The organism is Kitasatospora sp. NPDC036934, assembly GCF_055608425.1.
The window spans coordinates 182,421-204,875 of the sequence record NZ_JBVJQR010000007.1 but is presented as its reverse complement, the minus strand read 5'-3'; the positions used below and the strand labels follow the sequence as shown (position 1 = coordinate 204,875).

The following is a 22,455-nucleotide window of genomic DNA, read 5'->3' as shown; positions in this document are numbered from 1 at the left end:
GGCGCCCTCGGTATGCTGGGCCCTCGTAGCCTGCCCGCAGACGGTAGATGAAGTCCGGACCCGGTAGGGGAGACGGGCGGCAGGGACTTGACCGGAGGGGCACGGCACCGTGTCGACCGTACACAGCTCGCCCGACAGCGGGCTCCAGAGTCCGACCGCGCCGCCGGGGCCGCCGGGCTCGCCCGCTGACGGACGGCCGCGGCGCAACCCGTTGGTGCTGGCCGGCGGACTCGCCCTGTCCTGGCTGGTGCCGGCCGGGCTGGTCGCGGTGCACCTCGGGGTGGTGCTGCTGCCGCTGCTGCTGCTCGCGATAGCCGCAGTGATCCGGGTCGGCGGTGTGCTGCTCGACCGGCTCTTCGTCGCCGGGCTGATCCTGGCCGGGTCGGTGCTGACCTTCGGTCTGGCCTTCTCGCTCTGGCCGTGGGGCCTGTCGCCGGTCGCCACCAGCGGCCTGATGTTCACCGTGCTGACGGCGGCCGCCTGGGCCGCCCGGCGCTCCCCCCGGCTGCCGCTGCGCTTCCGCTGGTCCGACCTGCTGGTGGTGGGCACCTTCGGCGGGTTCTGGCACTACCTGTACCACCCGATCGCCGGGGCGTCGGCGGCCGAGCGGGTCGCCTACCTGGCCACGGCCGAGGACCGGCTCTCGCACTTCTCGTTCTTCTCCGGCATCGAGGGCGTCGGCGGCTTCAACTTCCTCCACCAGGGGGCGGCCAAGGCGTACCTGATCCCGCCGTCCGAGGTGACCTACCCGCAGGGCTCGCACTTCCTGCTGGCCTGGACCGACACGCTGGTGCACTCCGCCGCCAACCCCGGCGACATGCTCCAGACCATGAACCGGTACCTGCTGTACCTGCTGGTCGCGTACGCGCTGTTCTGCACGGCCCTGGTCTGGGCCGCCCGCTGGATCGGCGGGCCGCGGCTGCGCGGCTGGCAGGCCGCCGCGGTGTGCGCGAGCGTCGCGTCGATCATGTTCGCCAGCAACTACCTGGACCTCCTGGTCCACGGCTTCGACTCGACCTTCATCGGCCTGCTGCTGATCGCGCTCGCGCTGGCGGTGCTTGTCCGGCCGGCGATGGGGCGCACCGAGTTCGTGCTGGCCGCCTCGGCCGGGCTGATCACCGTCACCTACACCTACAACATCTACGGCGCGTTCGTCGGCGTGGCCCTGCTGGGCGCCCTGGTGGTGCACCGGCGCAGGTTCGCCGGGCGCTGGTGGTGGACGCTCGGCGCGCTGGCGTGCGCGCTGGGCGTGGCCGCGCTGCCGAGCGTCCTGTCGGTGTTCGGCAACCTGAACGTCGCCGACGCCTCGAACATGAGCGGCCCGAGCGTCGCCGCGGACCGCTCGGTCCTGATCGGCGGCGGGCTGCTCGGCCTGCTGGCGGCGGCCATGCCGCGCAACCGCCGGACCGCCACCGGCCAGGCCCACCTCGCGGTGCTGCTCGGCACCGGCGGCCTGCTCACCGCCTTCGCCGCGTACCAGCTGCACAGCATCGGGCGGTACTCGTACTACTTCCACAAGATGACGGCCGTGGGCGTCGTGGTCGCCCTGATCTCGCTCGGCGCCGTCGGGACCTTCCTGCGGACGGCGTCCCGGGGGAGCGGCCGCACGCTGACCCGGCGCCTGAACGAGCTGGTGCTCTCCGGGCTGGCCGTCGCCGCCGCGCTGAGCCTCTTCGCCAACGTGCAGTGGGGCTTCCTGGCCACCAAGGACAACCCGTCCGCCTGGTCCGGCAACCCGCTGGTGGCCTGGGGCCGCGGCGAGTACGAGAGCGACATGGGTCCCAAGGGCATCGAGGCGCTGGCCCCGCTGCGCGGCACCGGCGGCCCGGTGATCGCCCTCGTCTCCAACGACGACTACAAGAACCTGAAGGCCACCTGGCTCGCCTCGCTGCTGAACCGGCGCGGCGGCGACATGAAGGCGCTGTACGACATCCACTGGGTGGACATCGGCGGGCCGCAGGTGAAGGAGGAGGACTACCAGCGGTCCTTCGGCCGACTGAAGGGAGCCATCGAGCAGCTCCCCGCGCCGCACCCGCCGGTGACCATCCTGACCGCCGACCAGTCGGTGGGCGACCGGATCAAGCGGGACCTGGCCAAGCAGGGCCTGGCGGTCAAGGTGCAGAGCGATCCGGGCCTGCTCTGGACCCAGCCGTGGGGCCGCACCTTCCCCGGCGTCTGAGTCGTCGTCGGGGAAGGGGTCCGTGCGCACCGAGCGTTCACGGCCACCCGCTACTATTCACAGCAATCGCACGGCCTGGCCGGCCTCGTGCGGAGACGTGTGGCAAGGCCGGCCGGTGAATTCGGTGGTCATGTGATGAAGAACCCGATCGCCAGGCTGCTGGGGGTGCTCCCCCCGGGGGCGCGGCTCGTGGTCGGTGGCACGGTCGTGCTCGGAGCCTCGGCGTACGTCTACATGGCGCTCGTGGGCTACAGCCTGAGCACTGTGGGCGCGGCCAGGGTGACGATGCTCTGGACCATCGTGATGTCCGTGGGGTGGGGACTCTTCCAGCCCGTCGAGCTGGAGCTGACCCGGCTGGTGGCCGCCCGGAAGGTGGCCGGGCACGGATCCCTGCCCGCGGTGCGCCGGATGCTGCTGCTCGCGATGGCGATCCTGGTCGCGGTGTGCGCGGTGCTGGCGGTCGCCGCCCGCCCGATCGCCGACCAGCTGTTCAGCGGCGACCGGACCCTGGTGGTCGCGCTGGCCGGCGGCCTGGCCGGCCTCGCGGTGAGCTCGGTCGCCCGCGGCGCGCTGGCCGGCCTCGGGCTGTTCGGCCCGTACGGCACCCAGCTGGCGGTCGACGGCGGGCTGCGGATCGGGCTGGCCGCGCTGGCCGCGGCGGTCGGCCTGCACTCGGCGATGGCCTTCGGCCTGATCCTCTTCGTCTCCCCGCTGGTCGCCTCGCTGATCGGCCTGCGCGACACCCTCGCCGACCGCACCCCGGGCCCGGAGGTGTCCTGGAAGCAGCTGACCAGCGGCCTCGGCCTGCTGATCGCCTCGGTGATGCTCAGCCAGCTGGTGGTCAACGCGACCGTGGTCTGTGTGCGCCTGCTCTCGCCGAAGCACTCCGAGGCCTCCGACGCGCTGGTCTTCGCGGTCGGCCAGGCCGTGGTGATGGCCCGGGCGCCGCTGTTCGCCTACAGCGCCCTGCAGGCCTCGATGGTCTCCGCGCTCTCCGGTGCCGCCGCGGCCGGCGACCACGCCGAGTTCCGCAAGGTGCTGACCCGCACCACCGCGATCGTGGCCGCGATGTGCATCGGCGGCGGCCTGCCGGTGATCGTGCTCGGCTCCAAGCTCAACCCGCTGCTCTTCAACGCCAAGGACGTGCTCGGCCCGCTGGACTTCACCTGGCTGGTGTTCGGGACGCTCTGCTACGTCCTCGCGACGGTCTTCGGCCAGGCCCTGATGTCGAGCGCGCAGCACCGCCGCCAATTGGTGGGCTGGACGGCCGGTTCCGTAGCATTGGTGGCTGTCGCGCTCGCTCCGGGTGCCGTCGGCCTCCGCGCGGAGCTCGCGTACCTGGCCGGCTCGCTGGTCAGTGCCGTACTGATGCTGTGGTCGCTGTACCGCGCGTTCCCCTCCCGCCCCGTCGCCGACCCGGCCGACCGGACCGCAGCAGAGCCGCTGCGGACCTCCTGAGGTACGGGGGCCCGATGCGATCCATCACCGATAGACAGACCCGAGGCACGGGCTGCCGTGCCGTTCGCCAAGCATGGAGCACCTGTGTCCGAGTATGACAACGTCTGGCTGGTGATCCCGGCCTACAACGAAGGCCAGGTGATCGCCGAGGTCGTGGAGGGGGCTCGCAAGACCTTCCCGAACATCGTGGTGATCGACGACGGCTGCACCGACGACACGGCCCAGCACGTCATGACGACCGGCGCCCACCTGGTGCGGCACCCGGTCAACCTGGGGCAGGGTGCCGCGCTCCAGACCGGTCTGAAGTACGCGTTGTCACAGGAGGGCGCCGAGTACTTCGCGACCTTCGACGCGGACGGCCAGCACCAGACGGCCGACGTCGAGAAGATGGTGGCGCTGCTCCGCGAGGGCGAGGCCGACATCGTGCTCGGCTCCCGCTTCATCGAGCAGACCGGCCAGGTGCCGTGGATCAAGCGGGTGGTGCTGCGCACTGCCGCCGCGGTCAGCCCGACCGCCCGCAAGCTCAAGCTCACCGACGCGCACAACGGTCTGCGGGTGATGAACCGCGAGGCCGCCAGCCGGATCAAGATCACCATGAACGGCATGGCGCACGCCTCGGAGATCGTCTCCTTCCTCGCCGGCTCGGACCTGCGGGTCGCCGAACTCCCGGTCGACATCCTCTACACCGACTACTCGCGCGCCAAGGGCCAGTCCCTGATCAACGGCGTGAACATCCTCTTCGACATCTCGCTGCGGGAGCGTAACGGCCGATGAACCACCTCTGGATCCAGCTCATCCTCGTCGTGGCGGCCGTCGTCATGGCGCTCGTGTTCGTCTGGCGCTGGGACAAGGCGAACACCCGGGCGTGGAAGCGCATCGCCTTCACGCTCTTCGTGATCGTCAACGTCGTCGCGATCCTCTGGCCGACCGGCGTGACCAAGCTGGCCACCGCGCTGGGCGTCGGCCGCGGCACCGACCTGGTGCTCTACCTGATGGTCATCGCCATGGGCTTCCTGACCCTCAACACCTACCTGCGCTTCCGCTCGCTGGAGAAGAAGCTCACCGACCTGGCCCGCACCGTGGCCATCACCGAGGGCGTCCGCCACAACAACGACCGGCTCAACGTCCCGGTCAGCTCCGACCACTGAGACGGACCTCGCGAACGGCTGAGGGCCGGCACCCCCGACGGGGGTGCCGGCCCTCAGCCGTTCGACGGCGGGATCAGCCCTGCGGCCGGCCGACCGGCGGCTTCGGGGCCCGCGGGTAGGGGTTGTCCTTCTGGCAGCTCAGCACCTGGTACTCGGGCTTCTGCTGGTTCTCCTGGTCCTTCCGGACCTTCGCGGCCTGGTCGTAGACGGCCGGGACGCCGGGGTCGATGCAGTCCTGGGCGGAGACATAGGGCGAGCAGCTGCCGTTCTGGCCGCGCAGGACCTGGGCGGAGTACGCGAAGTTGCCGGTGGCGTCGATGCGCGCGCTGGACTCGGGCATGTACCGGCTGCCGGTGGACGAGCCGGCCATGCCGAACAGCAGGCCGAGCGCGCAGAGCGTGGCGAGGGCGTACCGGCGGGGCGCGCGGGCGGTCGGGGTGGACCGGTCGTCGGCGGTGGTCCGCTGGCGCCGCTCCAGGAAGCGCTCGGTGCCGAGGAACAGTGCCAGGCCGGTGAGCACGATGAAGCAGTACAGCAGTTGCTGGTTGGTGCGCGGGTAGAGCATCACCGCCTGGTTCTTGTACATGTGGGCGGCGTACCAGTAGCGCATCAGGAAGGCGCTGGCAGCAGCCGCGGCGGTGGCCAGCACGACCGAGTTGCGCGGGCCGACCACGATGGCGGCGGCGCCCCCGATCAGCAGCACGACGGCGAACAGGCCGACGCCGCCGATCTCGCCCGGCGGCGGCCAGGCACCCAGTCCGAGGCCGCCGGGCACGTCGCTGCCCCACATCATGAAGTAGCTGGGTTCGGTGTAGACGTCGAAGTAGCAGTACCGGTCGACGGCCCCGCCGGCCGAGGAGAGGAACTTGGTGAGGTAGAAGCCGGAGACCGCGACGAAGGTGACGACGGTCGCGCCGATCAGCAGCAGGGCGGTGACGAAGGCGCCGGTGCCGTGGGTGCGCCACTGGCGGACGAGCAGGACGACGCCCATCAGCATCAGGCCGGCCGCGGACCAGACGAACCAGCCCGAGTACAGCAGGAACAGCAGGCCGAGCACGGCCCCGACGACGGCCCCCAGGCCGACGGCGCGGGCGCGGCTGAGCAGCTGCGAGCGCTGGATCAGCTGGAGCAGCTTCGCCAGCACCGGCAGCAGCCCGACCAGGACGATCGTGGTGTAGGGCTTGTACGGGTCCGCCAGCGGCAGCGAGGCGGTGACGCCGATGCCCAGGGCCCACAGCGGGGGAAGGATCAGTCGCCAGGCGACGTAGGCCGTCGGCCCGAGCAGCGCGATGAACACCAGGCTGACCATCTTCAGCGCGTGGCCGGGGTCGCTGTCGGTGAAGTGCTGGGTGTACCAGCCGAGCAGGTGCGGGAAGAGCGGCGGGTAGGTGTCGTCGATCGGCTGGCCGTGGATGAGGTTGAAGGCCCAGCCCTGGAGCACGCCGGAGTCGCCGCCCTGGCCGCCGAGCGGCCACGGGGTGCCGCGCAGCGCGAGCGCGACGGCGCCGGCGAGCACACCGCTGGAGAGGCCGGCGAATATCGCGGCGCCGAATTGCACCGGCAGTATCGACCACCGGCGCATGATGACCATCAGTACTCCGACGGTTACGCCCATCGAGATCAGCAGAATGAGCTGCAGCCCGGCGAGGCCGCTGACCTGACCGACACGAACCATCGGATCGATGTCGATGAATCGGGTCACCCAGGTCATGAGCATGGCAGCCGTGATCCCGATGACGCCCTCGGCCACCAGCCACCACGCTGAACTCTCGCGCCGGTACATCCGTTGGGGCAGAGGGGGGAGCAACGGCTGTTCGGGCGACCGCTGAGGCCTGTCGGCACGGTGCGGAACGCTGATGGTCATCCTGGGAGGCCCTTCAGAACCCGGCTGTACGGGAGTTGGCATGTCGCACCGAAGATATCCTAGGGACCCCGGCCGGGCGCGCTCCGGTGGCGCATATTTAAATCGGCGAAAATCCGGACATTGCCAACTCCAATTCATTGCGCGGCCGTTCGGCGGATGTAATTCCGTTGCCCGGACTTTCCGGTCGGTGCCGTACGCGAACCCTGCGGAAGGCTCGACCGGTGGTTTCACGGACGGACCGGCCGACGCACCGGGGCGGCGGAACTGGTTGACTGGGCCCGTCCGGCGGCCGCAGCCGGGGCACCGAAGCATGATCCAGGACCAGGAGGTGCGGCGCCGTCATGAGCGTCGATTTCGTCATCCCGTACTACGGCGACCCGGAGTACCTGTTCGCCACCATCGACAGCATCCGGGCGCAGAACCAGCAGGACTGGCGGCTGACCGTGGTGGACGACCAGTACCCGGGCAACCGGGCGCTGGAGTACATCGAGAGCCTGGACGACGACCGGATCCGCTACGTGCGCAACGAGGAGCGGCTGGGCCCCAACGGCAACACCTACAAGGCGTCCACGCTGGCCGAGCGCGAGTTCGTCTCGATGATGGGTGCCGACGACCTGCTGGAGCCGAACTACCTGGACGTCGTGCTGGAGCGGCTGAAGGCCGACCCGGACGCGATCGCCTGCCAGCCCGGCGTGAAGGTGATGGACAGCGACGGGAACCTGGTGCCGTCGCTCGGCATCGGCGACAAGGTCAAGCGCCGGATCGCCGCCCCGGCCCGCAAGGCCGGCGTCATCAGCGGCGAGGCCGCGGTGAAGAGCCTGCTGTCCGGCAACTGGCTGTACACGCCGTCGCTCACCTACCGGCAGTCCGCGCTGTCGAAGATCCCGTACCGCCCCGACATCGACGCCGTGCACGACCTGGCGTTCATGGTCGACATGCTGATGGAGGGCGGCAACCTGCTGGTCGACGAGCGCGAGGTGTTCCGCTACCGCCGCCACCAGGCCAGTGACTCCTCGAACCGTGTCAAGGACGGCAAGCGCTTCGACGAGGAGCTGAAGTACTACACGCTGATCTCCAAGGAGCTGCGCGCCAAGGGCTGGAACGCCGCCGCCCGCTCGGCCGACCTCCACCTCTCCTCCCGGCTGCACGCCCTGATGGTGGCCGCCGGACGCCTCGGCGCGGGTGACTTCGCCCACGCCGGCGCCATGGTCGGCCGCGCCGTCCGCAGTAGCTGACCAGGCCCGGAACGGGCCGCAGCGGAATTCCGCCGGGGCCGGGGACCCCAGCGGAGTCCCTATCATGTCGGCTGATCCGTTCGCCGACCCCAACCCGCCACTCCACGCCGCTCACCGGACGTGGCGACGTACGGAAGTGACTGACATGACTGATCTGGCCACCAGCCCGGTCGGCGGCTCCGAGGCGGAGCCCCGGCAACCGGAGGGCGCGCTCGCCGCCCGCCTCGGGCGGATGGACGGCCTGCTGGCACGCCCCTGGGCGGTCCGTTCGGCCGAGGCCGTGGTCTCGGTCGTGGCGGCGTTCGCCTTCACGCTGCTCTGCACCCGCATCAACGTCAACCCGCTCAACCGGGTCGGCCAGGTCAGCGGCCTGGCCATGGTGCAGAAGTACGCCGCGGTGGTGGGCCTGCCCGTCCTGGCGGTGCTGCTGTACGCCGCCTACCGGGGAAGCCTGGCCCGCTACCAGCTGCTCCAGCGGCTGGTCTGCGCGGCCGTCGCCGGTCTGGCGACCGGCGCGGTCGCCGGCGGCATCGCGGTGGCACTGCACGGCACGAACTGGGGCCTCGGCGGCCAGGAGGGCGACCCGGGCAACCTCATCGGCATGGCCAACGACATGCTGCGCGGCGAGGGCCTGCCCGGTGTCTACCCGCCCGGCTTCCCGGCGCTGCTGGCGGTCTGGGCGAAGCTCTTCCACGGCGGGATCGGTGGCGTGGGCTACGCCATGAAGGACGTCCAGCTGATCTGCAGCGCGCTGGTCGGCCCGATGGCGTACCTGTCCTGGCGGCTGCTGCTGCGCCCGTTCTGGGCGCTGCTGATCGCGGTCCCGTCCGCGATCCTGTTCCTGGACCCGATCCGGCCGTACAGCCACGTCACCATGCTGGTGATGGTGCCGATGCTGGCCGGGGCGCTGCGCGAGCTGCGCCGGGCGCACCGGCTGACCACCCGCTCCACGGTGCTGCGCGGGGTCGGCTTCGGCGTCTCGTTCGGCCTGATGTTCCTCTGGTACTCGGGCTGGTTCGTCTGGGCCGCGCCGGGAGTCCTCGTCCTGACGCTGTTCCTGGTGCCGTGGCGCAAGGGCGCCGCCCGGATCAAGCCGGTGCTGCTGTTCCTGGCCGTCACCCTGGTGAGCGCCGGCGTGGTCGGCGCGCCGCTGCTGTACGAGCTGGTGCGGCTGGGCGCCCAGGCCAAGGACCGGTACGCCTACCTCTCGGTGTACATCGACCCGGCGTACATCATGGGCTGGGCCTCGGACCGCACCGGCGACCTCACGTACCACAACTTCCCGTGGCGCGGTGAGCTCGCCGGGCAGAGCGCCTACACCCTGCTGCTGCTGGCCGGCGTCGCGCTGGCGCTCGGCCTCGGGCTGCGCAGCATCGCCGTCCGGACCACCGCGGTCACCCTGGTGAGCGCCTGGCTGCTGCGCTACTGGTTCGCCTCGCACCTGGCCCAGGCCAAGGCCGTCCAGCTGTACCCGCGCACCACCTGGATCATCCTGTACGCGCTGATGATCCTGGCCGTGCTCGGCCTGATGTTCGCCGTCCAGCGCGGCACGGGCTGGCTGCGGACGGTGCAGCGGGTCGGCGCCGACGGCGGGCCGGTGCCGCTGACCCTGCGCCCGGCGGTCACCGGCCGGCTGGTCGCGGGCGCGGTCTGCGCGGTGGCGCTGTTCGCCACCATGTCGGCCTCCTGGTCGGTGGACCGCTACATGCCGACCACGGACCCGAAGCTCCTCCCGAGCAGCGGCACCCAGAACGTCGACATGGGCATCGACGCCTGGCGCGCGCACATCCTGGTGAACGAGAACGGCAAGTGCCCCAAGTACGACCCGGCCGGCCCGCACGACTGCGCGCCGGTGAACAAGGGCCTCCACGAGTACAACAACGACCCGGACAAGGGTCAGTTGTGGTGCGCCAACGTGAGCGGCGACGAGTGGGCGACGGTCTGCGGCACCAAGCGTCCCTGGTGATCCGGGCCGCCGGCGGAGGCCGCCGGCGCTGACGGTCACCCGATCGGGGCCGGTGAGGTACGCCTCACCGGCCCCGATTGGCATCCGGGCTGCTCCATGTGGCAGTATGTCCAAGTTGCTCGGTTGAGTGCCGATGCTGCGCGCCTCCCGCCGGGAGGACTGGAAGCGAGTCCCATGTACTCGTCGTTCCCGTGATGGCCGTCAAGCGTGACTTCTACGCCACGGCAGCTGCGGGGCGAAAGTACGGGAATCTTCCGGGAAGCGTGTGCGGGGCCTCGACCCGGCGCCTCCCACCCCGAAAGTTGAAACCGACGAGCTTCTTCGCCGGTTTTTTGCAAGCGCCAGTGCGACACGCCCGAGCGCGGGGGTCGGAGGGTGGCCGTGAAGTGACTGAAGACAAAGGACTACTGAGTAGCCATGGCGGGACAGAAGATCCGCATCCGGCTCAAGGCCTACGACCACGAGGTCATCGACTCCTCGGCGAAGAAGATCGTCGAGACGGTGATTCGTACTGGTGCGCAGGTCGCGGGCCCGGTGCCGCTGCCCACTGAGAAGAACGTGTACTGCGTCATCCGCTCGCCGCACAAGTACAAGGACTCGCGCGAGCACTTCGAGATGCGTACTCACAAGCGTCTGATCGACATCCTCGACCCCACGCCGAAGACGGTTGACTCGCTCATGCGTCTCGACCTGCCGGCTGGCGTCGACATCGAGATCAAGCTCTGAGAGGCGCACCGAAGATGGCTAAGCAGATTAAGGGCATCCTGGGCGAGAAGCTCGGCATGACCCAGGTCTGGGACGAGAACAACCGGGTCGTCCCGGTGACCGTCGTCAAGGCTGGGCCCAATGTCGTGACCCAGGTCCACACCGCAGACAGCCCGGCCGGCTACGACGCCGTCCAGATCGGCTTCGGCGAGATCGACCCCCGCAAGGTGAACAAGCCCCTCGCGGGCCACTTCGCCAAGGCCGGTGTCACCCCGCGTCGTCACCTGGTCGAGCTCCGTACCTCGGACGCGTCCGAGTACACCCTCGGCCAGGAGATCACCGCCGAGCTGTTCGAGGCGGGTGTCAAGGTCGATGTGACCGGCACCTCCAAGGGCAAGGGCTTCGCCGGTGTCATGAAGCGCCACAACTTCCGGGGCCTCGGCGCCGGTCACGGTGTGCAGCGCAAGCACCGCTCGCCCGGCTCGATCGGTGGCTGCGCCACCCCGGGCCGCGTGTTCAAGGGCGTGAGGATGGCCGGCCGGATGGGCCACGAGCGTGTGACCACCCAGAACCTGACCATCCATGCCGTTGACGCGGAGAAGGGGCTGCTCCTGATCAAGGGCGCAATCCCGGGCCCGAACGGCGGCCTCATCCTCGTCCGCACTGCGGCGAAGGGGCTGTGAGGATATGAGCACCATTGACATCCTGTCGCCCTCGGGCGACAAGACCGGCAGCCTCGAGCTGCCGGCCGAGATCTTCGACGCGAAGGTCAGCGTTCCGCTGATGCACCAGGTCGTCGTGGCGCAGCTCGCTGCGGCCCGTCAGGGCACCCACAAGACCAAGTCTCGCGGCGAGGTCCGCGGTGGCGGCAAGAAGCCGTACCGCCAGAAGGGCACCGGCCGCGCCCGTCAGGGCTCGACCCGTGCGCCGCAGTTCGCCGGCGGTGGCGTCGTGCACGGTCCCGTGCCGCGCGACTACTCGCAGCGGACCCCGAAGAAGATGATCGCCGCCGCCCTGCGCGGTGCGCTCACCGACCGGGCCCGCCACAACCGCATTCACGTCGTCACCGGCGTGACCGCGACCGAGGTGCCGTCGACCAAGGCCGCCAAGGGCCTGTTCGGCAAGATCACCGAGCGCAAGAACGTCCTGCTGGTCGTCGAGCGCGAGGACGAGCTGGGCCTGAAGTCCGCTCGCAACCTGCCGCACGTGCACATCCTGGACGCCGGTCAGCTGAACACCTACGACGTGCTCGTCTCCGACGATGTGGTCTTCACCCAGGCCGCCTTCGAGCGTTTCGTGGCGGGTCCCGCCGCGTCCGCCAAGGCCGTGGCTGCTGAGGGCGAGCTCGAAGGGAGCGCCGCCTGATGGCTGCAGAGATCACGAGCAAGACGTTCACGGACCCCCGTGACGTCCTGGTGAAGCCGGTCATCTCCGAGAAGAGCTACAGCCTTCTCGACGAGAACAAGTACACGTTCATCGTGTCGCCGGGCGCCAACAAGACCCAGATCAAGCAGGCCGTCGAGGCGGTCTTCTCGGTCAAGGTCGAGGCTGTCAACACGATCAACCGTCAGGGCAAGCGCAAGCGCTCCAAGACGGGCTTTGGCAAGCGCAAGGACACCAAGCGCGCCATCGTGACGCTGGCCGAGGGCAACCGCATCGACATCTTCGGTGGTCCGGTCTCCTAACGGAGATCGTGATCGTCGATAAGGACGAGGACGAGAGAGCCAAATGGGCATCCGCAAGTACAAGCCGACTACGCCGGGCCGTCGTGGCTCCAGCGTGGCCGACTTCGTAGAGATCACGCGGTCCACGCCGGAGAAGTCGCTGGTTCGCCCCCTGCACAGCAAGGGCGGCCGTAACAACGCCGGTCGGATCACCGTTCGCCACCAGGGTGGCGGTCACAAGCGCGCCTACCGCGTGATCGACTTCCGTCGTCACGACAAGGACGGCGTGCCGGCCAAGGTCGCGCACATCGAGTACGACCCCAACCGCACCGCGCGCATCGCGCTCCTGCACTACGCGGACGGCGAGAAGCGCTACATCATCGCGCCGCGCGGCATCACGCAGGGCGACCGGATCGAGAACGGCGCTGGCGCCGACATCAAGCCGGGCAACAACCTGCCGCTGCGCAACATCCCGGTCGGTACCACCATCCACGCGGTGGAGCTGCGTCCCGGCGGCGGTGCCAAGCTGGCCCGCTCGGCCGGCTCCGGCATCCAGCTGCTGGCGCGTGAGGGCAAGATGGCGCACCTGCGCATGCCCTCCGGCGAGATCCGCCTGGTGGACGCGCGCTGCCGCGCGACCGTCGGCGAGGTCGGCAACGCCGAGCAGTCGAACATCAACTGGGGCAAGGCCGGCCGTATGCGCTGGAAGGGCGTTCGCCCGACCGTGCGTGGTGTCGCCATGAACCCGATCGACCACCCGCACGGTGGTGGTGAGGGTAAGACCTCTGGTGGTCGCCACCCGGTCTCGCCGTGGGGCCAGAAGGAGGGTCGCACCCGTCGCCCGAAGAAGGCGTCGGACGCTCTCATCGTGCGCCGCCGCAAGACCAACAAGAAGCGCTAGGAGCAGGTCAGATGCCGCGCAGTCTCAAGAAGGGCCCCTTCATCGACGGCCACCTTCTCAAGAAGGTGGACGCGCAGAACGAGGCGGGTACCCAGAACGTCATCAAGACCTGGTCCCGTCGCTCCGTGATCTTCCCGGCCATGCTTGGCCACACGATCGCGGTTCACGATGGTCGCAAGCACGTCCCGGTGTTCGTCACCGAGTCGATGGTCGGCCACAAGCTGGGCGAGTTCGCTCCGACCCGCACCTTCCGCGGCCACGTCAAGGACGACCGCAAGTCGAAGCGTCGCTAGTCGCCTGAGCTTCAGCGCCAGAACGACTCAATGACTTACTCCATTAAGGGGACAACCATGGAAGCCAGGGCCCAGGCGCGGTACATCCGCGTCACGCCCATGAAGGCCCGCCGCGTGGTGGACCTCATCCGTGGCCTTCAGGCCACGGAGGCCCAGGCCGTCCTGCGTTTCGCTCCGCAGGCCGCCACCGTGCCGGTGGGCAAGGTGCTCGACAGCGCCATTGCCAACGCCGCGCACAACTACAACCACTCCAACGTGGACGACCTCTACATCTCCGAGGCGTACGTTGACGAGGGCCCGACCCTGAAGCGGTTCCGTCCGCGTGCTCAGGGCCGCGCCTACCGGATCCGCAAGCGGACCAGCCACATCACCGTGGTCGTCAGCAGCAAGGAAGGGACCCGGTAATGGGCCAGAAGGTTAACCCGCACGGGTTCCGCCTCGGCATCAGCACGGACTTCAAGTCCCGTTGGTACGCCGACAAGCTGTACAAGGACTACGTCAAGGAAGACGTTGCCATTCGTCGCATGATGACGAAGGGCATGGAGCGCGCCGGCATCTCCAAGGTCGAGATCGAGCGCACCCGCGACCGCGTCCGCGTCGACATCCACACCGCTCGCCCCGGCATCGTCATCGGCCGCCGTGGCACCGAGGCCGACCGCATCCGCGGCGACCTCGAGAAGCTGACCGGCAAGCAGGTCCAGCTGAACATCCTCGAGGTCAAGAACCCCGAGCTGGACGCCCAGCTCGTGGCTCAGGGCGTCGCGGAGCAGCTGTCCTCCCGCGTCTCCTTCCGTCGTGCCATGCGCAAGTCGATGCAGGGCACCATGAAGTCCGGCGCCAAGGGCATCAAGGTCCAGTGCTCCGGTCGTCTCGGCGGCGCCGAGATGAGCCGCTCGGAGTTCTACCGCGAGGGCCGTGTGCCGCTGCACACCCTGCGCGCCAACGTCGACTACGGCTTCTTCGAGGCCAAGACGACCTTCGGCCGCATCGGTGTGAAGGTCTGGATCTACAAGGGCGACGTCAAGAACATCGCCGAGGTCCGCGCTGAGAACGCCGCTGCCCGCTCGGGCAACCGCCCGGCCCGTCCCGAGGGTGGTCGTCCCGCCCGCGGTGGCGAGCGCCGTGGTGGCGAGCGCGGTGGCCGTGGCCGTCGCCCCGCCGCTGCCGAGGCCCCCGCGGCCCCGGTCGCCGAGGCTCCGGCTGCCGAGAACACCGGAACGGAGGCCTGACTCCAATGCTGATCCCCCGTCGGGTCAAGCACCGCAAGCAGCACCACCCCAAGCGCCGCGGCGCTGCCAAGGGTGGCACCGAGCTCGCCTTCGGCGAGTACGGCATCCAGGCCGTCACCCCGGCCTACGTGACGAACCGGCAGATCGAGTCCGCTCGTATCGCCGTCACCCGTCACATCAAGCGTGGCGGCAAGGTCTGGATCAACATCTACCCGGACCGTCCGCTCACCAAGAAGCCGGCCGAGACCCGCATGGGTTCCGGTAAGGGTTCGCCCGAGTGGTGGATCGCGAACGTGCACCCGGGTCGGGTCATGTTCGAGCTGTCGTACCCCAACGAGAAGGTGGCTCGTGAGGCGCTGACCCGCGCAGCTCACAAGCTCCCGATGAAGTGCCGGATCATCCGGCGCGAGGCAGGTGAGAGCTGATGTCGGCCGGCACCAAGGCTGCTGACCTCCGCGAGCTGGACAACGAGGGTCTCGTTGCCAAGCTCCGTGAGGCCAAGGAGGAGCTGTTCAACCTCCGCTTCCAGGCGGCGACCGGGCAGCTCGACAACCACGGACGGCTCAAGCTCGTCCGTAAGGACATCGCGCGGATCTACACCCTGATGCGCGAGCGCGAGCTGGGCATCGAGACGGTGGAGAGCGCCTGATGACTGAGAACACCAACGAGACGCGCGGTTTCCGCAAGACCCGTGAGGGTCTCGTCGTCAGCGACAAGATGGACAAGACCGTCGTCGTCGCCGTCGAGGACCGCGTCAAGCACGCTCTGTACGGCAAGGTCATCCGCCGTACGAACAAGCTGAAGGCGCACGACGAGCAGAACGCCTGCGGCATCGGCGACCGGGTCCTCCTCGCGGAGACCCGCCCGCTGTCCGCGACGAAGCGCTGGCGCGTCGTCGAGATCCTCGAGAAGGCCAAGTAACGAAGTTGATGCGGTACGGCCGTATGTGCACCAGGTCCCTCGCGGGCGCTGGTGTGAGCAGCGGCCGGCCCGTCAGCTCTCGTTGACGATCAGGAGAAAGCTGTGATCCAGCAGGAGTCGCGACTGCGTGTCGCCGACAACACGGGCGCGAAGGAAATCCTTTGCATCCGCGTTCTCGGTGGTTCCGGTCGCCGCTACGCCGGCATCGGGGACGTCATCGTCGCGACCGTCAAGGACGCGATCCCCGGCGGTTCGGTCAAGAAGGGTGACGTCGTCAAGTGCGTCGTCGTCCGTACCGTGAAGTCGCGCCGTCGCCCCGACGGTTCGTACATCCGGTTCGACGAGAACGCCGCCGTCGTCCTCAAGAACACCGATGGCGACCCCCGTGGTACCCGCATCTTCGGCCCGGTGGGCCGCGAGCTGCGTGACAAGAAGTTCATGAAGATCATCTCGCTTGCGCCGGAGGTGCTCTAACCCATGGCGAACAGCATGAAGATCAAGAAGGGTGACCTGGTTCAGGTCATCACCGGCAAGGACCGCGGCAAGCAGGGCAAGGTCATCCAGGCCATGCCCGCCGAGAACAAGGTCCTGGTCGAGGGTGTGAACCGGGTCAAGAAGCACACCAAGCCGGGCCCGGGCACTCAGGGTGGCATCGTCACCGTCGAGGCCCCGGTGCACGTCTCCAACGTCCAGCTGGTCGTGGAGAAGGACGGCAAGAAGGTCGTCACCCGCGTTGGCTACCGCTTCGATGACGAGGGCAACAAGATCCGCGTTGCCAAGCGAACCGGTGAGGACATCTGATGTCTGAGACGTCTGTTGAGAAGGTGACCCCCCGTCTCAAGGAGCGTTACAACTCCGAGATCAAGGGTCAGCTGCAGGAGCAGTTCTCGTACGAGAACGTCATGCTGACGCCCGGCCTGGTCAAGGTCGTCGTCAACATGGGTGTCGGCGAGGCCGCTCGTGACAGCAAGCTGATCGAGGGTGCGATCCGCGACCTGACCGCGATCACCGGTCAGAAGCCGGCCGTGACCAAGGCTCGCAAGTCCATCGCGCAGTTCAAGCTGCGTGAGGGCCAGCCGATCGGCACCCACGTCACCCTCCGTGGTGACCGCATGTGGGAGTTCCTGGACCGTCTGGTGTCGCTGGCCCTGCCGCGTATCCGTGACTTCCGTGGCCTCTCCCCGAAGCAGTTCGACGGCCGTGGCAACTACACCTTCGGTCTGACCGAGCAGGTTATGTTCCACGAGATCGACCAGGACAAGGTCGACCGTCAGCGCGGTATGGACATCACCGTCGTGACCACCGCTCAGACCGACGACGAGGGCCGGGCGCTCCTGCGTGCTCTGGGCTTCCCGTTCAAGGAGGCGTGAGCCAATGGCGAAGAAGTCCCTCATCGCGAAGTCCGAGCGCAAGCCGAAGTTCGGCGTCCGGGCCTACACCCGGTGCCAGCGCTGCGGCCGTCCGCACTCGGTGTACCGCAAGTTCGGCCTGTGCCGTGTCTGCCTCCGTGAGATGGCGCACCGCGGCGAGCTGCCGGGCGTGACCAAGAGCTCCTGGTAGTCCTCTCTCCGTAGAGGGCCAGAGCTTTTAGGTACCGCCAGCGAAGCAGAGGTGCCCGATCCCACACCGGCCCGTTTTGGGCCTGCCGTACGGATTCCCGTAAGGTAGTGGGGTCGGGCCCCCCGCCACGGCATTCCCATGGATGTCCGTGGTCCTCTTCTGAGAGGGCTCGCACCCAGTCTTACTACGTCGTAGGTCCCCTGCGCTTGTGCCCCTGACGAACTCGGAAGAGTCCGGCAGGGGGACCTGGTGCGGAGAAACCACGGCGAGAGAGGCCTGAGGCCATCATGACCATGACCGACCCCATCGCAGACATGCTCACGCGTCTGCGTAACGCGAACTCGGCGTACCACGACACCGTGGCGATGCCGGCCAGCAAGATCAAGGCGCACGTCGCCCAGATCCTGCAGCAGGAGGGGTACATCTCCTCCTACAAGGTTGAGGAGCCCACTGAGGGCGAGGTCGGCAAGAAGCTGACCATCGAGCTCAAGTTCGGCCCCAACCGTGAGCGCTCCATCGCCGGCATCAAGCGCATCAGCAAGCCGGGTCTGCGCGTTTACGCAAAGTCCACCAACCTGCCGAAGGTGCTCGGCGGCCTGGGCGTGGCGATCATCTCCACGTCCTCCGGTCTCCTCACCGACAAGCAGGCTGCCAAGAAGGGCGTAGGCGGAGAAGTTCTCGCCTACGTCTGGTAATTCGGGAAACGGAGGTACAGCAATGTCGCGCATTGGACGGCTGCCCATCCCGGTTCCCGCCGGCGTGGACGTCACCATCGATGGCCAGGCGGTCTCGGTGAAGGGCCCGAAGGGCTCCCTCACCCACGTTGTCGCCGCGCCGATCGAGATCGGCAAGGGCGAGGACGGCACTCTGCTCGTCACCCGCCCCAACGACGAGCGTCTGTCGAAGGCCCTGCACGGCCTTTCCCGCACGCTGGTGGCGAACATGATCACCGGCGTGACCGCGGGCTACCGCAAGTCGCTGGAGATCAGCGGTGTCGGCTACCGAGTTCTGGCGAAGGGCTCCGACATGGAGTTCCAGCTGGGCTACAGCCACCCGATTCTGGTCGAGGCCCCCGAGGGCATCACCTTCGTCGTCGAGTCGGCCACCAAGTTCCACGTGGACGGCATCGACAAGCAGAAGGTCGGCGAGGTCGCCGCGAAGATCCGCAAGCTGCGCAAGCCCGACCCGTACAAGGCCAAGGGTGTCAAGTACGCGGGCGAGGTCATCCGCCGCAAGGTCGGAAAGAGTGGTAAGTAAGCGATGAGCGTCTCTGTCAAGATCGGCAAGGGCAACGCCTACAAGAGCGCCGCTCGCAAGCGCCGCGCGATCCGCGTTCGCAAGCGCGTCGTCGGCACCGAGGTGCGTCCGCGCCTCGTTGTGACGCGCTCGAACCGTCACATGGTCGCCCAGGTCATCGACGACGCCAAGGGTCACACCCTGGCGTCGGCGTCCACCCTCGACGTGTCCATCAAGGGCGCCGAGGGCGACAAGACCGAGCTGGCCAAGAAGGTCGGGAGCCTGGTCGCCGAGCGCGCCAAGGCTGCCGGCATCGAGGCGGTCGTCTTCGACCGCGCGGGCAACCGGTACGCCGGCCGCATCGCCGCCCTGGCGGACGCGGCCCGTGAGGCCGGGCTCGACTTCTAAGCCGCTCGTCGACTCTGTCGACGGACGTAAACGAGAGAGGTAAATCCAATGGCTGGACCCCAGCGCCGCGGTAGCGGCGCCGGTGGCGGCACCGGTGGCGAGCGGCGCGACCGTAAGCGTGACGACCGGGGCAACGCCCCCGCCGTCGAGAAGACCGCTTACGTCGAGCGCGTCGTCGCGATCAACCGTGTCGCCAAGGTTGTCAAGGGTGGTCGTCGCTTCAGCTTCACCGCGCTGGTCGTGGTGGGCGATGGTGACGGCACCGTGGGTGTCGGTTACGGGAAGGCGAAGGAGGTTCCGGCCGCCATCGCGAAGGGTGTCGAGGAGGCCAAGAAGAACTTCTTCAAGGTTCCCCGTATCCAGGGCACCATCCCGCACCCGATCCAGGGTGAGAAGGCCGCCGGCGTCGTGCTGCTGAAGCCCGCCGCCCCCGGTACCGGTGTTATCGCCGGTGGTCCGGTGCGCGCCGTCCTGGAGTGCGCCGGCATCCACGACATCCTGTCGAAGTCGCTCGGCTCGGACAACGCGATCAACATCGTGCACGCCACGGTGGCCGCTCTGAAGGGCCTCGTGCGCCCCGAGGAGATCGCCGCCCGTCGTGGTCTGCCGCTGGAGGACGTGGCCCCCGCCGCTCTGCTGCGGGCGCGTGCTGCTGGGGTGAGCGCCTGATGGCTCGCCTGAAGATCACGCAGACCAAGTCGTACATCGGCAGCAAGCAGAACCACCGTGACACCCTGCGTTCGCTTGGTCTCAAGCGCATGCACGATGTGGTGGTCAAGGAGGACCGTCCCGAGATCCGCGGGATGGCCCACACGGTCCGTCACCTGGTGACGGTTGAGGAGGTGGACTGATCATGGGCGACAACCCGATCAAGATCCACAACCTGCGGCCCGCCCCGGGTGCCAAGACCGACAAGATCCGTGTGGGTCGTGGTGAGGGCTCCAAGGGTAAGACCGCCGGTCGTGGTACCAAGGGCACCAAGGCCCGCTACCAGGTTCCGCAGCGCTTCGAGGGTGGCCAGATGCCGCTCCACATGCGTCTGCCGAAGCTGAAGGGCTTCAAGAACCCGTTCAAGATCACGTTCCAGGTCGTCAACCTCGACAAGCTGGCCGAGCTCTACCCGCAGGGTGGCGAGGTCACGATCGAGGACCTGGTCGCCAAGGGCGCGGTTCGCAAGAACTCCCTCGTCAAGGTGCTCGGCACCGGCGAGGTCTCGGTTGCGCTGCAGGTGACGGTCGACGCCGTCTCCGGCTCGGCCGCCGAGAAGATCAAGGCCGCCGGCGGTACGGTCACCGAGCTCGTCTGAGCCCGCTGAACCCGCCGACCACCGGCTTCGAGCCCCGCACCTCCTCCGGGAGGTGCGGGGCTCGTGCTTTTACCGCGACTTTCACCCGGAGCCGAAATCCGGCGGTACCGGCGCTCGTTCTTTTGTGTGGCAAAACCGGGCATCCCGTACCCCCGTGAGTGGGGGAGGGACGGTACGCGCTTCTTTCGAGTGGCCGCGCACTGTTAGAGTCCGTGGAGTTCCCTTGTAGGCTGCGCGTAGGCTCGCCTGTGCCGTCTGTACGGGAGCCCGTACCGCAAACTCCCCATTCAGGACCGACCCTCCCGCCGACGACGCGCGGGAGGCGCAGGAGGCACCGTGCTCAGTGCGTTCGCGCGGGCGTTCCAGACGCCCGACCTGCGCAAGAAGCTGCTGTTCACGCTGGGCATCATGGTGCTGTTCCGCCTGGGCTCGCACATTCCGATCCCGGGCGTGAGCTTCACGGCCGTGAACGAGTGCGTGAAGGAGACCAAGAACAACGGCCTCTTCGGGCTCGTCAACCTGTTCAGCGGTGGCGCACTGCTCCAGTTGACGATCTTCGCGCTCGGCATCATGCCGTACATCACGGCGAGCATCATCCTCCAGCTCCTCACCGTCGTGATCCCGCGACTGGAGGCGCTGAAGAAGGAGGGCCAGGCCGGGCAGGCGAAGATCACCCAGTACACCCGCTACCTGACCATCGCGCTCGCCGTGCTCCAGGGCACCGGCATCGTCGCGACGGCCTCCAGCGGTGCGCTGTTCTCGGGCTGCGTGTACGCCAACCAGATCGTTCCGGACACCTCGGTGTTCCGGATCGCGGTCATGGTCATCACGATGACGGCCGGCACCACGGTCATCATGTGGCTCGGTGAGCTGATCACCGACCGCGGCATCGGCAACGGCATGTCGCTGCTGATCTTCACCTCGATCGCCGCGCAGTTCCCGTCCTCGATGTGGGCCATCAAGCAGTCCGGCACCATCGGCGGCGGCTGGGTCGAGTTCCTCTCCGTGGTGGCCGTCGGCGTCATCGTTGTGATGCTGGTCATCTTCGTGGAGCAGGCCCAGCGCCGGATCCCGGTCCAGTACGCAAAGCGCATGATCGGCCGCCGGGCGTTCGGCGGCACTTCGACCTACATCCCGCTCAAGGTGAACCAGGCCGGTGTCATCCCGGTCATCTTCGCCTCGTCGCTGCTGTACATCCCGGCCCTGGTGGTCCAGCTGACCAACAGCCAGGCGGGCTGGGCGGTCTGGATCAAGCAGAACTTCGTCAAGGGTGACCACCCGATCTACATGGCCACCTACTTCCTGCTGATCGTGTTCTTCGCCTTCTTCTACGTCGCCATCTCCTTCAACCCCGAAGAAGTTGCCGACAATATGAAGAAGTATGGTGGCTTCATCCCGGGCATCCGGGCCGGCCGACCGACGGCCGAGTACCTGAACTACGTGCTGACCCGTATCACGTGGCCGGGTTCGCTCTACCTGGGCCTGATCGCGTTGATCCCGATGATCGCCCTGGTCGCCTTCGGACAGCAGACCAACTTCCCGTTCGGCGGCACCAGCGTGCTCATCGTCGTCGGCGTCGGACTCGAAACTGTGAAGCAGATCGAGAGCCAGCTCCAGCAGCGCAATTACGAAGGGTTCCTCCGCTGATGCGTATCGTCCTCGTTGGTCCTCCCGGGGCCGGGAAGGGTACTCAGGCGCACCTGCTCGCCAAGACCCTGTCCATCCCCCACATCTCCACCGGCGACCTGTTCCGCGCCAACATCGGTCAGGGCACCCCGCTGGGGCTCGAGGCCAAGAGCTACATGGACGCGGGTCGCCTGGTGCCGGATGAGGTCACCATCGGGATGGCCAAGGACCGCATGCTGCAGGCCGACGCGGCCAACGGCTTCCTGCTCGACGGCTTCCCCCGCAACCTGGGGCAGGCCAAGGCGCTCGACGAGTTCCTCGCCGAGCAGGGCATCGAGCTGGACGGCGTGCTGGACCTGGAGGTCCCCGAGGACGAGGTCGTCCGCCGGATCGCCGGCCGCCGCCTGTGCCGCAACGACGGGGGCCACGTGTTCCACGTGGACTACAACCCGCCGAAGGTCGACGGCGTCTGCGACGAGTGCGGCGGCGAGCTGTACCAGCGCTCGGACGACACCGAGGAGAAGGTGCGCACGCGCCTGGAGGTCTACCACACGGAGACCGAGCCGATCATCGACTACTACGTCCAGCAGGGCCTGGTGGCGACCATCTCGGCCCTCGGCAAGGTGGACGAGGTCACCCAGCGCGCGATCGAGGCGCTGAAGCAGAACGGCTGAGTTCGCTCGGCGAGGTACGCGTGGAACGGCCGGGTCGCCCGTGGAGCGGGCGGCCCGGCCGTTTTCGACGTCGTACGGTGGT

At 68.3% G+C, this 22,455-nt stretch carries 30 protein-coding genes; 29 read left to right on the top strand and 1 reads right to left on the bottom strand.

Annotated elements, in window-relative coordinates; translation table 11 throughout:
• Positions 1–109: 109 nt before the first annotated feature.
• The 4 genes from ACZ7BZ_RS13060 (at position 110) to ACZ7BZ_RS13045 (ending at position 4,785) form a co-directional block, all read left to right on the top strand.
• On the top strand, positions 110–2,179 hold the full coding sequence (locus ACZ7BZ_RS13060) for a hypothetical protein (RefSeq protein WP_470358387.1): 2,070 nt from the start codon (positions 110–112) through the stop codon (positions 2,177–2,179).
• A gap of 135 nt (positions 2,180–2,314) precedes the next feature.
• A complete protein-coding gene (locus ACZ7BZ_RS13055; RefSeq protein WP_380459351.1) occupies positions 2,315–3,637 on the top strand; it encodes a hypothetical protein in 1,323 nt (440 codons plus the stop codon).
• A gap of 84 nt (positions 3,638–3,721) precedes the next feature.
• Complete coding sequence (locus ACZ7BZ_RS13050) at positions 3,722–4,411, top strand: glycosyltransferase family 2 protein (RefSeq protein WP_380459348.1); 690 nt, start codon at positions 3,722–3,724, stop codon at positions 4,409–4,411.
• Complete coding sequence (locus tag ACZ7BZ_RS13045) at positions 4,408–4,785, top strand: DUF2304 domain-containing protein (protein ID WP_380459346.1); 378 nt, start codon at positions 4,408–4,410, stop codon at positions 4,783–4,785. Before ACZ7BZ_RS13050 ends, ACZ7BZ_RS13045 begins: the two co-directional genes overlap by 4 nt.
• Positions 4,786–4,858: 73 nt before the next feature.
• Here ACZ7BZ_RS13045 and ACZ7BZ_RS13040 read toward each other — a convergent pair whose 3' ends face one another.
• Positions 4,859–6,487, bottom strand: coding sequence for a hypothetical protein (locus tag ACZ7BZ_RS13040; protein ID WP_470358386.1), 1,629 nt, complete (start codon positions 6,485–6,487; stop codon positions 4,859–4,861).
• 503 nt (positions 6,488–6,990) lie between these two features.
• Here ACZ7BZ_RS13040 and ACZ7BZ_RS13035 point away from each other — a divergent pair.
• The 25 genes from ACZ7BZ_RS13035 (at position 6,991) to ACZ7BZ_RS12915 (ending at position 22,373) form a co-directional block, all read left to right on the top strand.
• Positions 6,991–7,884, top strand: coding sequence for a glycosyltransferase (locus tag ACZ7BZ_RS13035; RefSeq protein WP_465739333.1), 894 nt, complete (start codon positions 6,991–6,993; stop codon positions 7,882–7,884).
• A 145-nt stretch (positions 7,885–8,029) separates the two neighbouring features.
• Positions 8,030–9,850, top strand: coding sequence for a hypothetical protein (locus ACZ7BZ_RS13030; RefSeq protein ID WP_470358385.1), 1,821 nt, complete (start codon positions 8,030–8,032; stop codon positions 9,848–9,850).
• A gap of 417 nt (positions 9,851–10,267) precedes the next feature.
• Entirely contained in the window at positions 10,268–10,576 is a 309-nt protein-coding gene (rpsJ, locus tag ACZ7BZ_RS13025) for a 30S ribosomal protein S10 (RefSeq protein WP_012785157.1), read from the top strand.
• Positions 10,577–10,590: 14 nt separating this feature from the next.
• Positions 10,591–11,238 carry a 50S ribosomal protein L3 gene (rplC, locus tag ACZ7BZ_RS13020; protein WP_350503569.1) on the top strand — a complete coding sequence of 216 codons (648 nt, stop codon included), beginning with the start codon at positions 10,591–10,593 and terminating at the stop codon, positions 11,236–11,238.
• A 4-nt stretch (positions 11,239–11,242) separates the two neighbouring features.
• Positions 11,243–11,920 carry a 50S ribosomal protein L4 gene (gene rplD / locus ACZ7BZ_RS13015; protein WP_380460880.1) on the top strand — a complete coding sequence of 226 codons (678 nt, stop codon included), beginning with the start codon at positions 11,243–11,245 and terminating at the stop codon, positions 11,918–11,920.
• Entirely contained in the window at positions 11,920–12,240 is a 321-nt protein-coding gene (gene rplW, locus ACZ7BZ_RS13010; protein WP_030055819.1) for a 50S ribosomal protein L23, read from the top strand. The genes rplD and rplW overlap by 1 nt, the downstream gene beginning before the upstream one ends.
• A gap of 43 nt (positions 12,241–12,283) precedes the next feature.
• Positions 12,284–13,120 (top strand): 50S ribosomal protein L2, encoded by an 837-nt coding sequence (rplB, locus tag ACZ7BZ_RS13005; protein WP_030393297.1) that lies wholly within the window; start codon positions 12,284–12,286, stop codon positions 13,118–13,120.
• An 11-nt stretch (positions 13,121–13,131) separates the two neighbouring features.
• Positions 13,132–13,413, top strand: coding sequence for a 30S ribosomal protein S19 (gene rpsS, locus ACZ7BZ_RS13000; RefSeq protein WP_030055821.1), 282 nt, complete (start codon positions 13,132–13,134; stop codon positions 13,411–13,413).
• A gap of 57 nt (positions 13,414–13,470) precedes the next feature.
• Positions 13,471–13,818 (top strand): 50S ribosomal protein L22, encoded by a 348-nt coding sequence (rplV, locus tag ACZ7BZ_RS12995; RefSeq protein ID WP_380460882.1) that lies wholly within the window; start codon positions 13,471–13,473, stop codon positions 13,816–13,818.
• A complete protein-coding gene (gene rpsC, locus ACZ7BZ_RS12990) occupies positions 13,818–14,642 on the top strand; it encodes a 30S ribosomal protein S3 (protein WP_030055823.1) in 825 nt (274 codons plus the stop codon). Before rplV ends, rpsC begins: the two co-directional genes overlap by 1 nt.
• A gap of 5 nt (positions 14,643–14,647) precedes the next feature.
• Positions 14,648–15,067 (top strand): 50S ribosomal protein L16, encoded by a 420-nt coding sequence (rplP, locus tag ACZ7BZ_RS12985; RefSeq protein WP_030055824.1) that lies wholly within the window; start codon positions 14,648–14,650, stop codon positions 15,065–15,067.
• Positions 15,067–15,291: a 50S ribosomal protein L29 gene (gene rpmC, locus ACZ7BZ_RS12980; RefSeq protein WP_049649042.1), complete on the top strand. Its 225-nt coding sequence runs from the start codon at positions 15,067–15,069 to the stop codon at positions 15,289–15,291. Before rplP ends, rpmC begins: the two co-directional genes overlap by 1 nt.
• On the top strand, positions 15,291–15,563 hold the full coding sequence (gene rpsQ, locus ACZ7BZ_RS12975) for a 30S ribosomal protein S17 (protein WP_110670527.1): 273 nt from the start codon (positions 15,291–15,293) through the stop codon (positions 15,561–15,563). Before rpmC ends, rpsQ begins: the two co-directional genes overlap by 1 nt.
• Positions 15,564–15,665: 102 nt before the next feature.
• On the top strand, positions 15,666–16,037 hold the full coding sequence (gene rplN, locus ACZ7BZ_RS12970; RefSeq protein WP_030393301.1) for a 50S ribosomal protein L14: 372 nt from the start codon (positions 15,666–15,668) through the stop codon (positions 16,035–16,037).
• A gap of 15 nt (positions 16,038–16,052) precedes the next feature.
• Entirely contained in the window at positions 16,053–16,364 is a 312-nt protein-coding gene (gene rplX / locus ACZ7BZ_RS12965; protein WP_030055828.1) for a 50S ribosomal protein L24, read from the top strand.
• Positions 16,364–16,933 (top strand): 50S ribosomal protein L5, encoded by a 570-nt coding sequence (gene rplE / locus ACZ7BZ_RS12960; RefSeq protein WP_030300393.1) that lies wholly within the window; start codon positions 16,364–16,366, stop codon positions 16,931–16,933. The genes rplX and rplE overlap by 1 nt, the downstream gene beginning before the upstream one ends.
• Before the next feature lie 4 nt (positions 16,934–16,937).
• Positions 16,938–17,123, top strand: a complete 186-nt coding sequence (locus ACZ7BZ_RS12955) for a type Z 30S ribosomal protein S14 (protein ID WP_030055830.1) — start codon at positions 16,938–16,940, stop codon at positions 17,121–17,123.
• A 287-nt stretch (positions 17,124–17,410) separates the two neighbouring features.
• Positions 17,411–17,818 carry a 30S ribosomal protein S8 gene (gene rpsH, locus ACZ7BZ_RS12950; protein WP_188301635.1) on the top strand — a complete coding sequence of 136 codons (408 nt, stop codon included), beginning with the start codon at positions 17,411–17,413 and terminating at the stop codon, positions 17,816–17,818.
• Between the two features lie 22 nt (positions 17,819–17,840).
• Complete coding sequence (rplF, locus tag ACZ7BZ_RS12945) at positions 17,841–18,380, top strand: 50S ribosomal protein L6 (RefSeq protein WP_380460884.1); 540 nt, start codon at positions 17,841–17,843, stop codon at positions 18,378–18,380.
• A 3-nt stretch (positions 18,381–18,383) separates the two neighbouring features.
• Entirely contained in the window at positions 18,384–18,767 is a 384-nt protein-coding gene (rplR, locus tag ACZ7BZ_RS12940; protein WP_030232494.1) for a 50S ribosomal protein L18, read from the top strand.
• Positions 18,768–18,815: 48 nt separating this feature from the next.
• On the top strand, positions 18,816–19,436 hold the full coding sequence (rpsE, locus tag ACZ7BZ_RS12935; RefSeq protein ID WP_030393306.1) for a 30S ribosomal protein S5: 621 nt from the start codon (positions 18,816–18,818) through the stop codon (positions 19,434–19,436).
• Positions 19,436–19,618 (top strand): 50S ribosomal protein L30, encoded by a 183-nt coding sequence (gene rpmD, locus ACZ7BZ_RS12930; RefSeq protein ID WP_030055835.1) that lies wholly within the window; start codon positions 19,436–19,438, stop codon positions 19,616–19,618. The genes rpsE and rpmD overlap by 1 nt, the downstream gene beginning before the upstream one ends.
• A 2-nt stretch (positions 19,619–19,620) precedes the next feature.
• A complete protein-coding gene (gene rplO, locus ACZ7BZ_RS12925; RefSeq protein WP_380460886.1) occupies positions 19,621–20,073 on the top strand; it encodes a 50S ribosomal protein L15 in 453 nt (150 codons plus the stop codon).
• 336 nt (positions 20,074–20,409) lie between these two features.
• Positions 20,410–21,720: a preprotein translocase subunit SecY gene (gene secY / locus ACZ7BZ_RS12920; RefSeq protein ID WP_380460888.1), complete on the top strand. Its 1,311-nt coding sequence runs from the start codon at positions 20,410–20,412 to the stop codon at positions 21,718–21,720.
• A complete protein-coding gene (locus ACZ7BZ_RS12915) occupies positions 21,720–22,373 on the top strand; it encodes an adenylate kinase (protein ID WP_380460890.1) in 654 nt (217 codons plus the stop codon). The genes secY and ACZ7BZ_RS12915 overlap by 1 nt, the downstream gene beginning before the upstream one ends.
• The last annotated feature ends 82 nt before the right edge of the window (positions 22,374–22,455 follow it).

Bases quoted from the DNA above. Each gene is read 5' to 3' on its own strand.
- ACZ7BZ_RS13055 (WP_380459351.1), top strand. From the start codon at position 2,315: ATGAAGAACCCGATCGCCAGGCTGCTGGGGGTGCTCCCCCCGGGGGCG.
- ACZ7BZ_RS13045 (WP_380459346.1), top strand. From the start codon at position 4,408: ATGAACCACCTCTGGATCCAGCTCATCCTCGTCGTGGCGGCCGTCGTC.
- ACZ7BZ_RS13035 (WP_465739333.1), top strand. From the start codon at position 6,991: ATGAGCGTCGATTTCGTCATCCCGTACTACGGCGACCCGGAGTACCTG.
- ACZ7BZ_RS13030 (WP_470358385.1), top strand. From the start codon at position 8,030: ATGACTGATCTGGCCACCAGCCCGGTCGGCGGCTCCGAGGCGGAGCCC.
- rpsJ (WP_012785157.1), top strand. From the start codon at position 10,268: ATGGCGGGACAGAAGATCCGCATCCGGCTCAAGGCCTACGACCACGAG.
- rplC (WP_350503569.1), top strand. From the start codon at position 10,591: ATGGCTAAGCAGATTAAGGGCATCCTGGGCGAGAAGCTCGGCATGACC.
- rplD (WP_380460880.1), top strand. From the start codon at position 11,243: ATGAGCACCATTGACATCCTGTCGCCCTCGGGCGACAAGACCGGCAGC.
- rplW (WP_030055819.1), top strand. From the start codon at position 11,920: ATGGCTGCAGAGATCACGAGCAAGACGTTCACGGACCCCCGTGACGTC.
- rplB (WP_030393297.1), top strand. From the start codon at position 12,284: ATGGGCATCCGCAAGTACAAGCCGACTACGCCGGGCCGTCGTGGCTCC.
- rpsS (WP_030055821.1), top strand. From the start codon at position 13,132: ATGCCGCGCAGTCTCAAGAAGGGCCCCTTCATCGACGGCCACCTTCTC.
- rplV (WP_380460882.1), top strand. From the start codon at position 13,471: ATGGAAGCCAGGGCCCAGGCGCGGTACATCCGCGTCACGCCCATGAAG.
- rpsC (WP_030055823.1), top strand. From the start codon at position 13,818: ATGGGCCAGAAGGTTAACCCGCACGGGTTCCGCCTCGGCATCAGCACG.
- rplP (WP_030055824.1), top strand. From the start codon at position 14,648: ATGCTGATCCCCCGTCGGGTCAAGCACCGCAAGCAGCACCACCCCAAG.
- rpmC (WP_049649042.1), top strand. From the start codon at position 15,067: ATGTCGGCCGGCACCAAGGCTGCTGACCTCCGCGAGCTGGACAACGAG.
- rpsQ (WP_110670527.1), top strand. From the start codon at position 15,291: ATGACTGAGAACACCAACGAGACGCGCGGTTTCCGCAAGACCCGTGAG.
- rplX (WP_030055828.1), top strand. From the start codon at position 16,053: ATGAAGATCAAGAAGGGTGACCTGGTTCAGGTCATCACCGGCAAGGAC.
- rplE (WP_030300393.1), top strand. From the start codon at position 16,364: ATGTCTGAGACGTCTGTTGAGAAGGTGACCCCCCGTCTCAAGGAGCGT.
- ACZ7BZ_RS12955 (WP_030055830.1), top strand. From the start codon at position 16,938: ATGGCGAAGAAGTCCCTCATCGCGAAGTCCGAGCGCAAGCCGAAGTTC.
- rpsH (WP_188301635.1), top strand. From the start codon at position 17,411: ATGACCATGACCGACCCCATCGCAGACATGCTCACGCGTCTGCGTAAC.
- rplF (WP_380460884.1), top strand. From the start codon at position 17,841: ATGTCGCGCATTGGACGGCTGCCCATCCCGGTTCCCGCCGGCGTGGAC.
- rplR (WP_030232494.1), top strand. From the start codon at position 18,384: ATGAGCGTCTCTGTCAAGATCGGCAAGGGCAACGCCTACAAGAGCGCC.
- rpsE (WP_030393306.1), top strand. From the start codon at position 18,816: ATGGCTGGACCCCAGCGCCGCGGTAGCGGCGCCGGTGGCGGCACCGGT.
- rpmD (WP_030055835.1), top strand. From the start codon at position 19,436: ATGGCTCGCCTGAAGATCACGCAGACCAAGTCGTACATCGGCAGCAAG.
- rplO (WP_380460886.1), top strand. From the start codon at position 19,621: ATGGGCGACAACCCGATCAAGATCCACAACCTGCGGCCCGCCCCGGGT.
- ACZ7BZ_RS12915 (WP_380460890.1), top strand. From the start codon at position 21,720: ATGCGTATCGTCCTCGTTGGTCCTCCCGGGGCCGGGAAGGGTACTCAG.